Here is an 18,199-nt window from a genome sequence, read left to right as displayed (position 1 = left end):
CCACCTTAATATTTATCTAAGGCGCATTTAAACAAATAACAAGTCAATAATGCTAGTCCATTTATTTAAACGTGCCCAATTATTATACTATGTATCGTCACTTATAACAAAGTCATATATTGCTATTATCCTTAGTTCTTAACAGACTATTATTGTGATTACCTATTTTCCTGTATTGGAATTTGTAATTTTAAAGCAATATTAATGTTACTTTACTTAAGTTATGATATAATCACAATTAATGGTATAATAAAGAATTAATGATTAGATGTATAAAAATAGAAGCATAACAATTAATAACTGTTATGTTCCTAAGAGCGACAAGGAGGAACTACTTTGAGAGAAATAGAACTTAGAATTATAGATATTGATGTACAAGAAATCCGCAAAAAACTATTAAACATAAATGCTATAAAATCAAAACAAGAAAATCAAATAAATAATATTTATGATTTCTCGGATAAAAGGTTACTAAACGGCAAAGGCTATGCAAGAATACGAACAGTGCATGATGAACTAACAAATTCCACAGTTCATTACATAACCACGAAAAAACTCATAAGCCAAGAAAAGTATAAAATTATGGATGAACACGAATCAGAAATTAAAGATGCAGCTGCTGCCAAGGGTATATTCGAATCCTTAGGTCTAGAGCTTATACAATCTATTAAAAAATATAGAGAAAGCTATAAATACAAAAATACTCTTATTGAAATAGATATAAATGAGAAGACATTCTGTCCTTTTCCTTACATAGAAATTGAAAGCGAGGATGAATTCGAAATTGAGGAAGTTGTGACTTTGCTCGGTTACCGATTAGAGGATACAACGGCTAAAAGCATTTATGAAATATTAAAATCAAAAAAATCATCAAAGGAACTATAATGTTTGGATATGTAACTCCATGTAAAATGGAAATGAAGATAAAAGACTACGAGAAATTCAAAGCTTATTATTGCGGCCTATGTAACTCTATTAAAAATAATTTTGGAAACCTACCAAGGCTTACTTTAAATTATGATATGACTTTCTTGGCAGTACTTTTGGATGCACTTTCAGAGAATAAATACAATTTTATTAAATTCAAATGTATTATGCATCCACTAAAAAAAAGGATTATGATTAATAATAACCAGGCAATAGATTATGCCGCCTTTTGTAACATTACTTTAGCCTATTATAAGATAATGGATGATGTTTACGATAATAAAACAATGAAAAGTAAAGTTTTTTCAATGTTTTTAAAAAACTATTTATCAAAATCAGATATAGCATATAATGATGTAATGAATTATACAAAAGAAAAGCTTTTATTACTAAATACCCTCGAAGCGGACCATAAGGATCTATGCATTGATGAGCAGCTATCTATAGATGAGCTTTCTCATGTTTTTGCTGACCTTACAGGCTTTATAATATCATTTTATTATAAGACTGCTTCCTTTAAGGATGATTTATATTGGCTTGGGTATAATTTAGGTAAATGGATATATATTATAGATGCTTATGATGATTTAGAAAAGGATATAAAAAGTGATTCTTTTAATGCTATAAATTCATTGTTTAATACTGATAAATTAGATTTTAAAAGTTTTAGTATATCGATAGCACCCCGAATTGATTTTTTATTATCTACCTGCGCGCAGCAATGTTTAAACTATCTAAATAGATTACCTTTAATAAAAAATGAAGCCATATTATGTAATATACTAGAACTCGGACTCATGGAAAAAATGGATAAGGTTTTTAACGACATTTCAGAAGGAAAGTCTCCCACTTCTATAAGTGGGAGTAACATACCCTAACAAGTAGAAAACTTCAGTGGGGGTATAAATATCCTTCTGAAGTCGTTAATATTACATCACCGCAGGTGATGATTTAATAAAGAATGTAACATTAATAATTTAAAAGGAGTGGAATATAAAGATGATAAATCCCTATGAAGTACTTGGTGTAAGACAAGGCTCATCTAAAGAAGATATTAAAAAAGCCTATAGAGAGCTAGCAAAAAAATATCACCCTGATCAGTATGGTGATAATCCTTTAAAAGATTTAGCAGAAGAAAAAATGCAGGAACTAAATGAAGCCTATGATTCACTTATGAAAAATACTAGTTCTTCAAGTAGCAATGGTTCTTCTAACAGTTACAATTCGTCTAATAATTATGGTTCTAATTCAAATAATGACTATACTAATAACAATATATATCAATCTATAAGAATGGATTTAAATAGCGGAAATATCGCTTCCGCTGAGCAGAAATTAAATTCCATGAATACTAAAACTGCCGAGTGGAATTATTTAACGGGAGTGCTTCACCTCAAAAAAGGCTGGCATGATAGTGCTTATAATTTTATAAGCCGCGCTTGCACGCAAGATCCTAATAATATTGAATATAGACGAAGTTTTAATGAACTAAATTCGCGTACTTCAAATTATAGAGATAACTATTATGGCAAGCGTAACAATGATTTTGGCATGGGTAATCTATGTCTTAACTTGTGGTGTGCAGATAGTATTTGTGAATGTTTAGGCGGAGATCTTATATCCTGTTGCTAATTCTATTAATTTAGGAGATGATTTTTATGAAATCTAATAATATTGCTAAGGGTGGAATATTCGCAGCACTTAGTTTAATATTACTATATCTTTCTTCTATTTTCCCTACAAATAAATTTTTTATGTTAGGCATTGCTTCCTGTATTATTCCACTTTCAATTTTAACTACCGGAATAAAGAATACCATTGTAGTATATAGTGCTGTCTCCTTGCTTAGTTTATTTATTATACCTTCAAAGCTTATAAGCATTGCATATATACTAATTTTTGGTTCCTATGGCTTTGTGAAATATTTTATAGAAAAATTAAGGAGTATGATTTTAGAAATTGTGCTTAAGTTATTGTATTTTAATATAGCCTCCGCTATACTTATATTTATTTATAAATTATTTATATTATCAAAACTTCCTAATATAAATATATATTTAACAATAATTGTTATGGAGTTTGCCTTCATAGTATATGACTATGCGCTTACTGTATTTATATCCTATGCAAATAAAAATCTTGTTATGAAATTTAAGTAAATCACATAGCCTTGACACAAAATTCTATTTAAATTATAATGAATAATAATACAATCTTAAACAAATGATACTATAATAAATTGCTTTTATTAGGAGTAGTAGTATTTATAGCATTTTAAAGAGAGCTGCTGTTGGGTCATTAAGATAAATAATGTCCCATAGGTGTGAAGCAGTAATGATATAATATGAACTTGCCTATGAGCTTATTTTTAAGTAAAATCTTACTTGTAAGTAAAAGCTTACTTGTGAAAACAAGTACGGTTAAAACCGTTATATTCTTAAGTGAGGCGTAATGCCTAATTAGAGTGGTACCGCGGAATATTACTTTCGTCTCTTTGTTGAGATGAGGGTTTTTTTTATTTTCTAATTTAAAACTAAGTGGAAAAGATTAATAATTGTTTTTAACCTATAGATCATAATAAGGAGGAATACTAATGGCAAAATATACTACAACTATCGATGAAAAATGGCAACAAATATGGGAAGAAACTAACCTTTATGAATTTGATGAAAATAAAATTGATAAGAAGTTATATGTACTTGAAATGTTCTCTTATCCATCTGGAAGCCAATTACATGCGGGGCATTGGTTTAACTATGGTCCTGTAGATTCTTGGGCTAGAATGAAGAAAATGCAAGGATACAATGTATTTCAGCCAATGGGCTTTGATGCTTTTGGTCTACCTGCTGAAAACTACGCAATAAAAACAGGAGTGCATCCAAAGGATTCTACGAAGCAAAACATTATTAATATGGAAAAGCAATTAAAAGCTATGGGAGCAATGTTTAATTGGGATCATGAAGTTGTTACATGTCGCCCTGATTATTATAAATGGACTCAATGGTTATTCTTAAAACTATTTGAAAAAGGCCTTGCTTACAGGAAAAAAGCACCAGTAAATTGGTGTCCTAGCTGTAGTACAGTACTTGCAAATGAGCAAGTAGTAGATGGCTTTTGCGAAAGATGTAACACTGAGGTTACTAAAAAGAATTTAACACAATGGTTCTTAAAAATAACTGACTATGCTGATGAACTACTAGAAAAGCTTGATACCTTGGATTGGCCTGAAAAAACCAAATCCATGCAAAAACATTGGATAGGCAAATCTACTGGTGCTGATGTTACTTTTAAAGTAGTTGATTCTGATGTAGACTTTAGTGTATTTACTACAAGAGTAGATACTTTATTCGGTGTTTCATATGTAGTCATAGCCCCTGAAAATGAACTTGTAGATGTCCTCACTAAAAGTGAATATAAAGATGCTGTTGAATCTTATAAATATGATGCTAGAAAACAAACTGATATAGAAAGACAATCTATTACAAGAGATAAAACAGGTGTATTTACTGGTTCTTATGCTATTAATCCTATTAATGGACGCGAGGTTCCAATTTGGGTAGCTGACTATGTTCTAAACACTTATGGAACTGGTGCAGTAATGGCTGTTCCTGCTCATGATGATAGAGACTTCGCATTTGCTACTAAATACAAATTGCCTATTGAAAGAGTAATTATTGGTTTTAAAAGTGTAAATGGAGAGGGCGAAAATCTCCCTTATACTGAACATGGAAAAATGGTAAACAGTCAAGAATTTGATGGTTTATCTACCATCGACGGAAAAAAAGCAATTGTAAAAAAATTAGAAAGTATAAGTCTCGGCTGTGAAAAAGTAAACTTTAGACTTCGTGATTGGTTAGTTTCAAGACAAAGATATTGGGGCGCTCCTATTCCAATAATTCACTGCGAAAAATGTGGGGCTGTTCCTGTACCTGAGGATCAACTTCCTGTAGAACTGCCGTACAACGTAGAATTTGCACCAGACGGAGAATCACCACTTGCTAAATGCGAGGATTTTATGAATGTCCCTTGCCCAGTTTGTGGCGGCGCAGCTCATAGAGAAGCTGATACTTTGGATACATTCGTTTGTTCTTCTTTCTACCAATTTAGGTATGTAGATAACAAAAACAATGAAAAAGCTTTTGATAAAGAGTTAGTAAACAAAATGCTTCCTGTAGACAAATATGTAGGCGGACCTGAACATGCATGTGGTCACTTACTATATTCAAGATTTATAACCAAGGCTCTTCGTGATATGGGATATTTAGACTTTGATGAACCATTCTTATCTCTTACTCACCAAGGTTTAATTTTAGGACCAGACGGAGTGAAAATGAGTAAATCAAAAGGAAATACTATTTCTCCAGACATGTACATAAAAGAGTTTGGCGCAGATGTATTTAGGATGTACCTAATGTTTGGTTTCGGTTATATTGATGGTGGAGCTTGGAGTGATGATGGTATAAAAGCCATTGGAAAATTTGTTGATAGAATTGAAAGAGCAATCGACACTGGAATCTGCATTATGTCAAAAGACCTTAATAACAAAGACTCTCTAGGAATAGAAGAAAAAGAATTAAACTACTGGAGACATTTCGCAATAAAAGGTGTTACCGAAGATACAGAAAAACTTCAATTTAATACCGCTATTGCAAGACTTATGGAGCTTACAAATGCTATATTAAAATATTTTAATGTAGACAATATAAATAGTAAATTTTTAAAAGAAGTGCTTGTGGATTACCTTAAGATTTTAGCTCCCTTTGCTCCTCACTTTGCAGAAGAGAAGTGGGAAAGCTTGGGTATGGGTTACTCTGTATTTAATCAAATTTGGCCTAAATTTGATGAGTTTGCTCTTATAAAAGATGAAGTAGAGCTAGCTATTCAAATCAATGGTAAAATTAAATCCAGAATAACTGTATCTCAAGATTTAGATGAAGAAAGTATAAAGGAAATTTCTCTTAAAGATGAAACAGTAATCGCTACCCTAGAAGGTAAAACTGTTCGTAAGGTTATTATAATTAAAGGACGACTAGTTAATATAGTAGCTTCTTAGTAAGAACTACATATAGTTTTTACAGTTTAAATTCGAATTATTATAAAAGGAGAGTAGAAATTTTTAATTTCTACTCTCCTTTTCAATTTAAACTCTATACATATCTAATGTTTTTTGAGTTGCGCGAAGTAAGCTACTAATTTCATAAACTTCTCCTTCTTCTATTAGCTTATTTAATTGTTCTCTATACCTAGCTGCATCCGTTGACTTTCCAAGCGACGAAAGCACAAGTATATTATTCATTATATCCGACACCAAATTAGATTTTACCTCAAACAATTTTTGTGCATCTTTAATTTCATCTTTAATTTCTAGCATCTGTTCATCTAATTGAAAAGCAGCATCTGCAGCATTTTTAAGTTTTGCCCTTATATTCTCTGGTATATCATGCTTATATTTATAATTTAGAGAATGCTCTACTGTAGCCCAAAAATTCATTGCTAAGGTTCTAATTTGAAATTCTGCTAGTATTTCGGTTTGACCATCAGCTAAGTTTACAGGATACTTTATAATCATATGATAGCTTCTATATCCACTACCTTTTACATTTGCAACATAGTCTTTTTCATAAACCATCTGCATATCACGTCTTTCACGAATTAGATTCACCACTTTATCAATATCATCTACAAACTGACACATTATCCTTATACCTGCAATATCTTCCATTTCATATTCAATTCTATCCAGAGGGATACCGAATTTATTAGCTTTCTCAAGAATACTAGATATTTCTTTAACCCTCCCGGTAACAAACTCTATAGGTGAATACTCATTTTTTCGTCTATATTCTCTTCTTATACTTTTAAATTTTACTTTTAACTCTTCTACACCCTGTTCATAAGGAATTAAAAATCTTTTCCACTCTCTTATTGCCATATACTCAGTCCTTTACATAAAATTTCATATCCACATTGTATTAACTTTTGATACTATTCTAATATTTTTAAAGGATCGAAGTTTAGATAATCACAAGAAGTAACTATATATTCTACGCCTTCTATATTTCCTTCATATAGCCTATTTAAAGATGGTCCATGTAAATGACCATATATTACCTTGCATACATTATATTCTTTTACTATTCTTATAAGTTCAGTCTCCTCAAACTTATCATTAGTAGGTGGATAATGAAGCATTACAATAAATTTATTATAACCCTTTTTCACTGCCTCATCGAGTGAAATTCGAAGCCTTATTAACTCTCTATTATAAATTTTTTCATCATGAGTTGTAAATCTTGTATTTCCTGGGCAATTCCATCCCCGTGTTCCGCATATAGCAAAATCTTTGTAGTTAAAAAAGTTGTTTTGGATAAAATCCATATCCGCGTAGAGAGCATTAAGCTTCGTGATACCACTCCACCAATAGTCATGATTTCCTTTTATAAGTATTTTTTTACCTGGAAGCTCATGAATCCATTCTAAATCTTCCACACCCTCAGAAATATTCATGGACCATGAAATATCCCCTGCAATTAGTACAGTATCATCCGCTGAAACTTTGCTAAGCCAATTTTCTTTAATTTTTTCATTATGATTACTCCATTTATCTCCAAATATATCCATGGGTTTATCTGAATTTATAGATAAATGAAGATCAGATATTGCCCACAACGCCATAATATACCTCCTTATTAATCGTTTAGTTTTTTTCCATTAATTATCTATATCCGTTACATAAGCAATAACCTTAGCTATTGCTACACTCATTAGTGCTCAAAGTTTAACCTTAGTCATTTTTTTAATGTCTCTATGCTATTATACCTTTATATTGATTGTATTAAAACTTCTATCACTAAAAAATTCTCCCCAACTTGCCTTTAACCCTTCTCCAGCTTCAAAAGATATTTTACTAAAAGCTTTTTACCACTAAAAGAAAAAAGCAAAGTTAAAATATTAATTTCAACTTCGCCCTTTTTAAATAATTGCTATTCTATAGTTAAAGAATAGTATTTTTTCTTTCCTTTTTTAATAAGTACACAACCATCTTTAAAATTTTCTTCTAAAAGTGTTGCATTCTTATCTTCAATCCTTTTATCATTAATAGTTAATCCGCCCTGCTCAATTAATCTTCTAGCTTCTGCTTTTGATGGCACCACTTTAGTGTACACCAATATATCCATCAATCCCGCATTCTTCATGTCGCACGGTATAGATACTTTAGGTACGCTACTCATATTAGTTCCACCACCAAATAATGCTTCTGCTGCGGTCTGAGCTTTTACAGCTTCTTCTTCTCCATGAATAAGTTTTGTAACCTCGAAAGCTAAAACTTTTTTAGCTTCATTGATTTTTTCATCTTTTAAAGCACTTAAACGCCTAACTTCATCCATTGGTACAAAAGTAAGTAACGATAAGCATTTTTCTACATCTAAATCTCCAATATTTCTAAAATATTGGTAAAAATCATAAGGAGATGTTTTATCTGCATCAAGCCACAGAGCTCCATTTACAGTTTTACCCATTTTAATTCCTTCGCTATTTGTAAGTAATGTGCAAGTCATTCCATAAGAAGCCTTACTCTCTTTTTTTCTTATTAGTTCTATACCAGCAATTATGTTAGACCATTGGTCATCTCCACCTAATTCCATAGTACATCCATATTTTTTATTTAACATTAAAAAGTCATATCCTTGCATAAGCATATAGTTAAATTCAAAAAAAGATAAACCTTTTTCTAATCTCTGTTTAAAACATTCAGCAGCTAACATCTTATTTACTGAAAAATGTACTCCTATATCTCTTATAAAATCTACGTAATTTAAATTTAAAAGCCAGTTTGCATTGTTTTCAAGGATTGCTTTACCATCACTAAAATCTATAAGTTTTGACAGCTGTGATTTTATGCAAGATATATTATGATCAATTTCTTCTTTTGAAAGCATTTTCCTCATATCTGTTTTACCAGATGGATCACCAATCATTGTAGTTCCACCACCAACTAAGGCTATGGGTCTATGCCCTGCTCTTTGCATATGTGCCATAAACATCATAGTAATGAAATGTCCAATATGTAGGCTATCCGCTGTTGGGTCATATCCTATATAAAATGTTACCTTTTCCTGTCCTAATATTTTCTTCATTTCATCCTCGTGAGTAAGTTGTTTTATATACCCTCTCTCTAAAAGCGTATCATATACATTTTCCATAATTTATTCCTCCTTATTTTAACGACATTTCAAAATGAAAGTCTTCCTCTTCTATACTATGGCATCCCAAAGTATAACAAAGAGAAAAGTTCAGTTGAAACCTAAGTCTCCTTTTGAAGTCGATATACTTATCTTCTGCGAAGCTGCGAGCACCGCAGGTAATGATTTAATACTGTGTTATTTTTTGAAATAAAAAAAACGCCTCCTAAGAAAGGGACGAAAAAATTCCGTGGTACCACCCAAATTGATTTAACAATCCGCTCATTCCTTATAACGTAAGGTTAACCCGTCTCAGCTTACTTTTTAAAAGCTTATTTCAGCTTAAAGCTCCAGAATGTATTTCACTATATTCCTTAACTAGTTCACACCTACCACTAGCTCTCTTAATAATTCCTACAGTTACTTTTTTCTTTCATAGCCTTTTAGATATAATTATTCATGTTATTAATTATATATGTGTATTTATAATATATCAAATGATATATTTGCTCGTTATAACTGATTAAAACCCTATATATACTATTTACGTTTATTTTCAACTATTTTCTCCATATACAATAAAAGCAGGGCTGAAAACCCTGCCTTACATTCACGTAAATAATATTCTATCTCTTTATGTGATATAATTCTTTAAAAATTGTGGTGGATTTAAGCATTCGCAACCTATATTCACATAAAATTCCAAGTTATACTTATTAGCTAAAATATCCATTTTAGAAAACAATTGTGCCGTATGCTCAAGTTTATCATCAATAATATTAAATACACCATCAACAAAGATGGTATCAATATCATAATCTCTAGAAAGCATACCGCACAAAAATCCATAAAAATCATCATGACTTTTTAAATTGAACTCATTTATTGCTACAAGTCTCATTTTTGTACCTAATTGCAACGTAGCTTTAGTATCATCATCAATATATACTATGTTTCCTTTAACTTTATCAACGGACTGGTTGGCTAATTTAATTAGAGCTTTAGTTTTACCTGAACCCTTTTTACCACAAAATACATGAATCATGTTAAACGCCTCCTATTTTATCTAATATAACCAGATAATTATTAAATAGGTCTACTCGTACACAATATTTTTATACATATTATATATTATTCGTAATATGTTCACAATATTATAGTTTTAAATAAAGTTCTTAATCCCTGGGAAAATCACCTTAAAAGTATTATCATCTTTTGAATCTACAAATATTACCTTACCATATTTTGAAAAATCTTTTTTCATTCGTGCAAATCCTCTTCCTGATTTTATAAATCTTTTTCTATCATCTAATGCTATTAACTTATCATATATCCACATATTCCTTTTTAAATAATTATGGGTATTAATTTCAGTTGAAAATAATAGGTTACCTGGACTAAATACGCTTACACTGTTATAGCTTACCACTATTTCAATTTCCTTATAAAATATAGTATAATCTCTATAAAGTATTGCGTTTTTTACAGCCTCATACACTGCAGCAATAGGATAATTTACTGGAAATATATTTTTAAAAAATTCTTCTGTCCTATCTAGCATATCTAATAAATTCCCTTGCACAATTATAACCTCATCAAAGTTATCGTTTACCTTATTTACTATCTTTATCATATTATGCGGTAAATAGATACTGTTAATTGAAGAAAATACCAATAATCCCCCTAGTGTTACTACCCTCTTATTATAATCTCTTTCAATAAAAGTTATTCCTGCATTGTCCATAAATCCTAATCTACTGTTATCATTTACTAAAATGCCCTTATTTAAAAAGTATTTATTAATTATATTAAAATCTAAACTACTAATACCACTATTTACAATAGGTATAGTTTCGATATTGAGACTTAGATTTTCTTGTAAACAAGAAATTAATTCTTCTTTTCTCATAGTATCTGTTGTGGAACCTCTCCTAATGTAAAATGCACCATTCTCCCTTAATTGATAGGGCCTTTGACCACCATCATATATAGTTATAATCGCCAAATTTTTGCTTTGAAATGTTACGAAATCTAGCGATACTGGAATAGGCGGTTCACATCTTGAACTTATAATTTGTTGTAACTGTTCTTCTTTAAAGTCACATACCTTAATACCTATGATTTTTTTCGTTTTATCCTCTACTCCAATAACAAGGTATCCTCTTCCTCCACGGGAGTTGGCTATAGCACATATATCTTTAGCTAATTCTCTTTTCCCACTTTCTATTAATATATCAATTCTTTGCTTGAAATCTAATTTTGTACCCTCATCCCTCTTTAACAATATGCTAATTTTTTTGCTATCCATATATTTCACTCCAACCGCGCTATAATGATATATTATGCTTATAGTAGTGCAATGTTTCCAAGTATTATACCTTACAACAAAAGACGATGGAATACCACCGCCTTTTTATTAGAAGTTTTTAACAACCCCTGTGTTCATTATTTTCACTTCAACTTCAACTTTTAGCTCAGTTTTTTTAATAATATCATCATTTTTTATCTTTGGATATTTTGCATGAAATTGCTCCGTTATATCAAAAATATCCATATTTAATGCCTTATATTTTGCAAACATATTATTGCAGGCTTTCAAAATATTTTCTTCTGACTGCTCCTCAATTTTACTGATATTTTCTTTTGTAAGTGTAATTTCTTTTTGAGCTTCTGCTAAATCCACCTTAACTTTAATTTTCTTTTTCAAATGAACAATATTATTATCATAACTGATTTCTGTCTTAGTTTTACTTTTTAATATTTCTAAAGTAATAAATTTATTAGTATCACAGGGATTAGTTGTTTCTAAAGTACCACCTAAAATAGTGTTCATTAAAAAGTTAAAGCCTAACCCTTCATCTCTTTGTAATACGCCAACCATTTTATCGTCTTTAATTACAGCTCCGCCATTTACTTCTAAAGTCCCCTCTAAACTATCTTTTGGGATATCTATTATGGGTACTACATTTACTTTATCTCCAATTTTTCTTTGATTGTAAAACTCATTTAAACTTAGTTTTACAGCCCTTGAAGATGCTCCAATATTTTCTATAAGTTGCACTACAAATGATCCAATATATTTATCTTCAGGCATATTTAGCTTCATAAGTTCCTGTGGATCTCCTTGATATACTGTAATATACGGTCTTATAAGAAATTCTTGATCACGATCCATAAAATCTATGAAATTATCAACACCGAATTCTGCAGCCTTTTGAGTAAATATTATGGCACTATTCTGTGTATAGTTTAATTTATAACTAGAAGTAGCATTCATATTTCTGACAGCTTCAAACATTGTTTTTCCTGTTGCTTTAAATAAGATTCTTTGATCCGCTCCTTGAGGTGATGTTCCTCTTACTCCCTTAAAAGCTTCAGCATATAATATAGGATTACCGGTATTATCTGCATCTATTACTAATGCAGAAATAAATAAAACCTTATTAATATCCTTATAACTAAAACATGATGTCATAGTAAAACAATTCATTATTATACATATTATTACTAATGTTTTTTTATACTTATTCATTATAATCATCCCTATCAAAAATACTATTTGATATCTTGCTAAGATCTTTTCTATATAATATATCCTTAAATTTAAAGCTTTCTAGTGTACCTAAAGGGAATAAATATGGATATCCACAACTCTCTAGTCCCGCCATATGTGAGATAAAAATAAAAAATCCAATGTAAAATCCTGGTAACCCAAGCACTGACGAAAACACAATAATAATTATATTCCATATAGATAGAGCGCCATAAAGCTTTGGCACTAAAAAAGAAGAAATAGATGAAAGTGCCACAATTACTACAGTGCTTTGTGATGCTAAACCTGCTCCCACTGCAGCATCGCCTAAAATTAAAGCTCCAACAATGCTCATTGCCTGGCCTATGAGTTGTGGCAATCTTATTCCTGCCTCTCTAAGTAATTCAAAGAAAAAAGTCATTAGTAGTAGTTCTATAACCGTAGGCAGAGGTACTCCTGCTCTAGCGACTGAGAGTTTTACAGCAATCACCTCTGGAATAAGCGAAAAGTGAAAAGTAGTAATCGCCAAATATACCCCTGACAATAAGGTAGCTGAGAAAAAACTAAACACCCTTATAAGTCTTGATATATTAGTAAAATACCTATTAGAATAATAATCATCTGGTGTTTGAAAATTATCCACAAAAAAATACGGTGCAGTAATTACAAAGGGTGTTCCATCTACGATTATTGCCACTTTCCCTTCTAAAAGCTTTGACGCTGCCACATCTGGTTTTTCGGTAGTGCCTATTGTGTCAAAAGCTGTGTTCTTATTTTTTAATTCTTCCTCAATGTAATTTGTGTCTAAGATAAACTCTAATTTTATATTGGTCACCTTTTTCCTTATATAATCAACAAGTTTCTTCGGGGCCACACCTTCTATGTAGCATATTACGGCTACCGTATTAGATTTACTCCCTAAAATTATCGGTTCAAATTTCAAATCCGAATTTTTTATTTTACGCCTAATCATTGATACATTATCTACAAAAGCCTCCGTGAATCCTTCCCTTGGTCCTTTAATTACATTTTCTGTAGAAGGCTCTCCCACACTCCGCCTCACATATCCCTTGGCCTCACAATAAATTGATTTATTTGCAAAAGAAAATATAAGCACCAAGTCTCCAGATAAAATGTGATCTATAGCCTCCTTATTACTATTAATATCTCCAATGCTATTAGCTGGTAATACTTCTTTTTTTATATACTCTAAATCTACAGTTGTAATTTTATGTTGTATTAGAGGGTTAAATATATATTCACTAATAAATTTAGAATCACATAAATCATCAATAAATACGCCGAATATTATTCCCATATCAGTCTCTATCTCTCTATATTTGATATCGTAGCTATTTTTTAATTTTTCTTTAATATAATCTATATTTATTTTTTCCATTTTAATCACCCAACTTATTATTTGTAATATTTAAGTTTAATATTCTCAAATTGGGAAATAATACAACTATATTGCAAATTTTATTACAATGCAATTTAGAATCAAAACAAGGAGGAGACAAGAAAAAAAATGGATAAGCTAAATACAAAACATTTAATGTTCATAATTTGGGGAACCTGCATTGTAGCAATGAAAACTTACCCCAATGTATTCATTATAAATGGAGGTAGAGATTCCTGGATTTCCGTCACTATTGCTTCTATTATTTTATTATTTTATTTTATTTATTTGATTTTTGTTTGTAAAAAATGCAATTGCTATGATATGGACAAAATATACCATAAAGCCTTAGGTAAAACCATGGGAGACATCTTTTTAATTTTATTTATCATAACTTTAATTGTCAGCTTAATAGAGAGTTGCTCTGTAGAATCAAATGCCTTGCATCTAAATCTGCTTTCAGATACTCCTCCTTGGTTTTTTCTCTTGTTTATAATAATACCCGCCGTTTATATTACAAAGAAGGGTACTAGAGCGATAACTATAGTTACTATTTTAGTTATTTGTCTTACTATGATAGCCGGGATAAACCTAGCAATTCTTACAGCTAAATATAAAAAGTTTAGTCACCTACTTCCTATAATGGCGGATGGCGTCACTCCCTCTTTTATTTTATCTATAATAAAGGCCCTTGGATGTTACGGTAGTATAGCTGTTTGTATCCCATTTTTGTCTAGGGTAACTAATAAGTCAAAAATCACAAAACATTGCGTTATTGCAATATTAATAGTAATACAAATGGAGATTTTCGCAAACATAGGCGTTTTAAGTACCTTTGGCGTAGTTAGAGCCTTGGAGATTAACTATCCTAAACTCATACAAACTCAGTTAGTTGATTATTTCGGGTTTATAGAAGGAGGGGAGTTTTATGTAATGCTTCAAATGGTAGGCGGCTGGTTTATAAAATATGTATTAGAGCTAACCGCTATCATGATTTTATTAAAAAAGCTTTCCTTCTCTAATAAATATTGGATATACATTATTACTTTATTTGTATTCATAATCTCCTATTTCATTTCCGCTAAAGTAGTATTATTATATAAATTTTTAAATCTTTACGTCTATTTTTCTGTAATAGGCTTTATGTTAATACCAACAATAATTTTCACTGTATTTTACTTTAAAAGTAAAAAAAGCGCTAGAAACTAAAAAAAGTATATATTACTATTAATGCATTCACTTCGCTAAGTACTACTAATTTTATTTTTAATTAATCTGCTGCAAAACATAAACTCGCTATCGCAAGATATAAATTCGCTAGCGCTCAAGCATATGTTTTTCTTAACGCATTTTAATTAAAACTAAAATAGGAAGTTCTAAAGCTTGCTTCAATACATTATACGTAATATATACTTTTTTTTGCGCATAAAATATCTTATATTATCTACTAATTTTGCTTTTTAAAGCTGTTATTAAAGGTAATGCTAAAGCAATACCTCCTACTACTTGAAAAACATTAGTAGGTATGTCCTTTAAAGAAATAATTAAGGCTTGTTTAAGTGCAAATTCCTTAGAAATAAATGTTAGTATAATAGCTCCCCCTAAATAATACATCGCAATCATCCAAATCCCTGCTACAACAAAAGCAAAGATATTATTTGAAAATTTATTTCCATTATAATTTTTTCTATAGGCAATTGTTCCAGCAATATACCCCATTGTACCTTTAATAATGAGTGTAAATGGTGCCCACATGGTATATCCATTTAATAAATCAAATAAACACATACCAACAGCAGAGGATATTGCTGCTTTTTTTCTTCCAAATAATATAGCTGATAAAAAAATCATACTATCTCCTAAATGAAGTACACCCATAAAAGTAGGTATATGTATAACCGAAGCAGCTATAAACGTAATCGCCGCCATTAGACTAATTTGTACTATGTCAATAGTTTTAATTGGTGATATTCTATTTTCCATGTTTATCCCCCCTAAAATTAAATCTTTAATATATCCTTAAGCGTCTTTCTAACATCATTATATACAACATTTATCATCTTTTCAAATGTATGCATACACTTTTCCACAAATATATTGCATATACTTTGCTAAAATAATAAATACTATATATAAGCCACTTTAGTAGATAACTCTACTTTAGTAGATAACTCTACTTTAGTAGATAACGCTACTTTAGTAGATAACGCCACTCTTATGGGTTTTTAATCTTATATTAAATTGTAATTTTAATAAGTGGAGGTGGAAATATGACCTTTTTACGTTGGTTAGGTGGATTTGTAGTGTTATTTTGGTTAATGGGAGTTCTTTTCAGCATAGGTGGAAGTTTAATTAATATCCTGCTAGTAGTTGCTGCGATTGTATTTGTAATTGATGTTCTATCTAGCAGAAAAAGAAACATGTAAAAACCTTCTAAACGTGAAAAAATCTCTTGAAATTAATTCAAGAGATTTTTCTTTTATTTTTTATTTAGTCCTTATCTTTACCAATGTCTGATAAAATCAAGCCTTTATTATGCTCTGTCGCCCAGCTAATACCCCACTCATTTTGGAATACTAATAGGTTTCTGTCCTTAAGGTCTTTAACTATCCTAGCATCACTAGTCAAGTTGAGTTTTTCTTTATCTATATCTATATTACACTTTTCAATCCATCTTATATGTTTAAATGCTAACCTTTCTATCTTAATATCTACATTATATTCATTTTTAAGTCTGAACTCTAATACTTCAAACTGAAGTACTCCTACAACCCCAACTATGATTTGTTCAATCCCTATATGAAGTTCCTTAAATACTTGGATTGCGCCTTCTTGAGCTATTTGTGTAACGCCCTTTATAAATTGCTTTCTCTTCATGGTATCAACAGTTCTCACCCTTGCAAAATGTTCTGGCGCAAAAGTTGGTATTCCTTCGAACTCAAATTTATTTGAAGAAGAACATATGGTGTCTCCTATGCTAAATATACCTGGATCAAAAACTCCAATAATATCTCCTGCATAAGCCGTGTCCACTATTTCTCTCTCTTGTGCTAAAAATTGTTGAGGTTGTGCTAATTTTATTTTATTACCGCCTTGTACATGATAAACATCCATGCCCTTTTGGAACTCTCCAGAACAAATTCTCATAAACGCCATCCTATCCCGGTGAGCTTTATTCATATTAGCCTGAATTTTAAATACAAAGGCAGAAAAGCCCTTACTAAAAACATCAATTTTCCCTATACTTGAATTTCTTGGTAACGGCGCTGAAGTTAATTGTAAAAAGTTATCTAAAAAAGGCTCAACTCCAAAATTAGTTGAAGCACTTCCAAAGAACACCGGAGTAAGTTCTCCTTTAGCAACTTTGTCCAAATCAAATTCATCCCCTGCTACATCTAAAAGCTCCATATCTTCCATAAGCTTTTCATATAATGTTTCACCAATAAGTTCGATTGCCTTTTCATCGTTAATACTTATTTTTGTCTCTTTAGCTTCTATTTGGCCATGCTTTCCATCATCAAAAACAATGATTTCCTTTGTACGTCGATCATAAACCCCTTTGAAATCTACCCCACAACCTATAGGCCAATTTATTGGATAAGATCTAATTCCAAATTCATTTTCTATTTCTTCCATAAGTTCAAATATATCTCTAGTTTCTCTATCCATCTTATTAATAAATGTAAAAATAGGTATTTCTCTAATGCTACAAACATGAAATAGCTTTCTTGTTTGTTCCTCGACCCCTTTTGCACCATCAATAATCATTACAGCACTATCCGCTGCCATGAGGGTTCTGTAAGTATCTTCACTAAAGTCTTGGTGACCTGGTGTATCAAGTATATTTATACAAAAATTATTATAATCAAATTGCATAACTGAAGATGTAACAGAAATACCTCTTTGTTTCTCTATTTCCATCCAGTCAGAAACTGCATGTTTAGACGCTTTTCTAGCTTTAACTGAACCTGCAAGCCTTATTGCGCCCCCATATAATAATAATTTTTCCGTCAGTGTAGTTTTACCAGCATCCGGATGGGAAATTATAGCAAATGTTCTTCTTTTTTCAATCTCTTTTATGTAATCCGCCAAGGTCATCACGCTCCTTTTATTTTTTTACATGCACATATATATATTCTTACAACCACTCTCTGAACT

General features: G+C 30.8%; 16 protein-coding genes and 2 other annotated features. Of the genes, 7 read left to right on the top strand and 9 right to left on the bottom strand.

The annotated features are described in order from the left end of the window. Positions 1–336 precede the first annotated feature (336 nt). From KTC92_RS16120 to leuS, 5 genes are all read left to right on the top strand, one after another. A complete protein-coding gene (locus tag KTC92_RS16120; RefSeq protein WP_220286105.1) occupies positions 337–885 on the top strand; it encodes a class IV adenylate cyclase in 549 nt (182 codons plus the stop codon). Beyond that, positions 885–1,805, top strand: coding sequence for a DUF5685 family protein (locus KTC92_RS16115; RefSeq protein WP_216301871.1), 921 nt, complete (start codon positions 885–887; stop codon positions 1,803–1,805). Before KTC92_RS16120 ends, KTC92_RS16115 begins: the two co-directional genes overlap by 1 nt. 124 nt (positions 1,806–1,929) lie before the next feature. Further along, on the top strand, positions 1,930–2,559 hold the full coding sequence (locus tag KTC92_RS16110) for a J domain-containing protein (RefSeq protein WP_220286203.1): 630 nt from the start codon (positions 1,930–1,932) through the stop codon (positions 2,557–2,559). Between the two features lie 26 nt (positions 2,560–2,585). Beyond that, positions 2,586–3,086 carry a hypothetical protein gene (locus KTC92_RS16105; RefSeq protein ID WP_253198072.1) on the top strand — a complete coding sequence of 167 codons (501 nt, stop codon included), beginning with the start codon at positions 2,586–2,588 and terminating at the stop codon, positions 3,084–3,086. A 76-nt stretch (positions 3,087–3,162) separates the two neighbouring features. Then, positions 3,163–3,424 (top strand) — a binding site (T-box leader). 96 nt (positions 3,425–3,520) lie between these two features. Further along, entirely contained in the window at positions 3,521–5,980 is a 2,460-nt protein-coding gene (leuS, locus tag KTC92_RS16100) for a leucine--tRNA ligase (protein WP_220286106.1), read from the top strand. A gap of 87 nt (positions 5,981–6,067) precedes the next feature. Here leuS and KTC92_RS16095 read toward each other — a convergent pair whose 3' ends face one another. The 7 genes from KTC92_RS16095 to KTC92_RS16065 form a co-directional block, all read right to left on the bottom strand. Continuing rightward, positions 6,068–6,859, bottom strand: a complete 792-nt coding sequence (locus KTC92_RS16095) for a GTP pyrophosphokinase family protein (RefSeq protein WP_216301867.1) — start codon at positions 6,857–6,859, stop codon at positions 6,068–6,070. 53 nt (positions 6,860–6,912) lie between these two features. Continuing rightward, positions 6,913–7,602, bottom strand: a complete 690-nt coding sequence (locus KTC92_RS16090; RefSeq protein ID WP_216301866.1) for a metallophosphoesterase — start codon at positions 7,600–7,602, stop codon at positions 6,913–6,915. A 308-nt stretch (positions 7,603–7,910) separates the two neighbouring features. Further along, on the bottom strand, positions 7,911–9,131 hold the full coding sequence (gene tyrS, locus KTC92_RS16085) for a tyrosine--tRNA ligase (protein ID WP_216301865.1): 1,221 nt from the start codon (positions 9,129–9,131) through the stop codon (positions 7,911–7,913). A gap of 209 nt (positions 9,132–9,340) precedes the next feature. Then, positions 9,341–9,556: a binding site (T-box leader), on the bottom strand. Between the two features lie 188 nt (positions 9,557–9,744). After that, a complete protein-coding gene (locus KTC92_RS16080; RefSeq protein WP_220286107.1) occupies positions 9,745–10,155 on the bottom strand; it encodes an ATP-binding protein in 411 nt (136 codons plus the stop codon). 117 nt (positions 10,156–10,272) lie between these two features. After that, positions 10,273–11,418 (bottom strand): helix-turn-helix domain-containing protein, encoded by a 1,146-nt coding sequence (locus KTC92_RS16075; protein WP_216301863.1) that lies wholly within the window; start codon positions 11,416–11,418, stop codon positions 10,273–10,275. A gap of 108 nt (positions 11,419–11,526) precedes the next feature. After that, on the bottom strand, positions 11,527–12,642 hold the full coding sequence (locus KTC92_RS16070) for a Ger(x)C family spore germination protein (protein ID WP_220286108.1): 1,116 nt from the start codon (positions 12,640–12,642) through the stop codon (positions 11,527–11,529). After that, complete coding sequence (locus tag KTC92_RS16065; protein WP_216301861.1) at positions 12,635–14,041, bottom strand: spore germination protein; 1,407 nt, start codon at positions 14,039–14,041, stop codon at positions 12,635–12,637. The genes KTC92_RS16070 and KTC92_RS16065 overlap by 8 nt, the downstream gene beginning before the upstream one ends. A gap of 129 nt (positions 14,042–14,170) precedes the next feature. On the opposite strand from KTC92_RS16065, the gene KTC92_RS16060 reads away from it, so the two are divergent. Continuing rightward, positions 14,171–15,250 (top strand): endospore germination permease, encoded by a 1,080-nt coding sequence (locus tag KTC92_RS16060; protein ID WP_216301860.1) that lies wholly within the window; start codon positions 14,171–14,173, stop codon positions 15,248–15,250. Positions 15,251–15,481: 231 nt separating this feature from the next. Here the strand turns inward: KTC92_RS16060 and KTC92_RS16055 are convergent, their stop codons facing one another. Continuing rightward, entirely contained in the window at positions 15,482–16,024 is a 543-nt protein-coding gene (locus KTC92_RS16055; RefSeq protein ID WP_216301859.1) for an ECF transporter S component, read from the bottom strand. A 287-nt stretch (positions 16,025–16,311) separates the two neighbouring features. Here KTC92_RS16055 and KTC92_RS16050 point away from each other — a divergent pair, with 287 nt between their 5' ends. Then, the gene (locus tag KTC92_RS16050) at positions 16,312–16,467 is read left to right on the top strand and encodes a DUF5670 family protein (protein ID WP_165413665.1); all 156 of its coding nucleotides are present in this window, start codon (positions 16,312–16,314) and stop codon (positions 16,465–16,467) included. 64 nt (positions 16,468–16,531) lie between these two features. Here KTC92_RS16050 and KTC92_RS16045 read toward each other — a convergent pair whose 3' ends face one another. Beyond that, complete coding sequence (locus tag KTC92_RS16045) at positions 16,532–18,133, bottom strand: peptide chain release factor 3 (protein ID WP_216301857.1); 1,602 nt, start codon at positions 18,131–18,133, stop codon at positions 16,532–16,534. Between the last annotated feature and the right edge of the window lie 66 nt (positions 18,134–18,199).

This window comes from Clostridium sp. CM027, from assembly GCF_024730565.1.
In the GTDB taxonomy this organism is placed as follows: domain Bacteria; phylum Bacillota; class Clostridia; order Clostridiales; family Clostridiaceae; genus Clostridium_AD; species Clostridium_AD estertheticum_B.
This window is presented reverse-complemented; position numbering and strand designations above follow the sequence as displayed.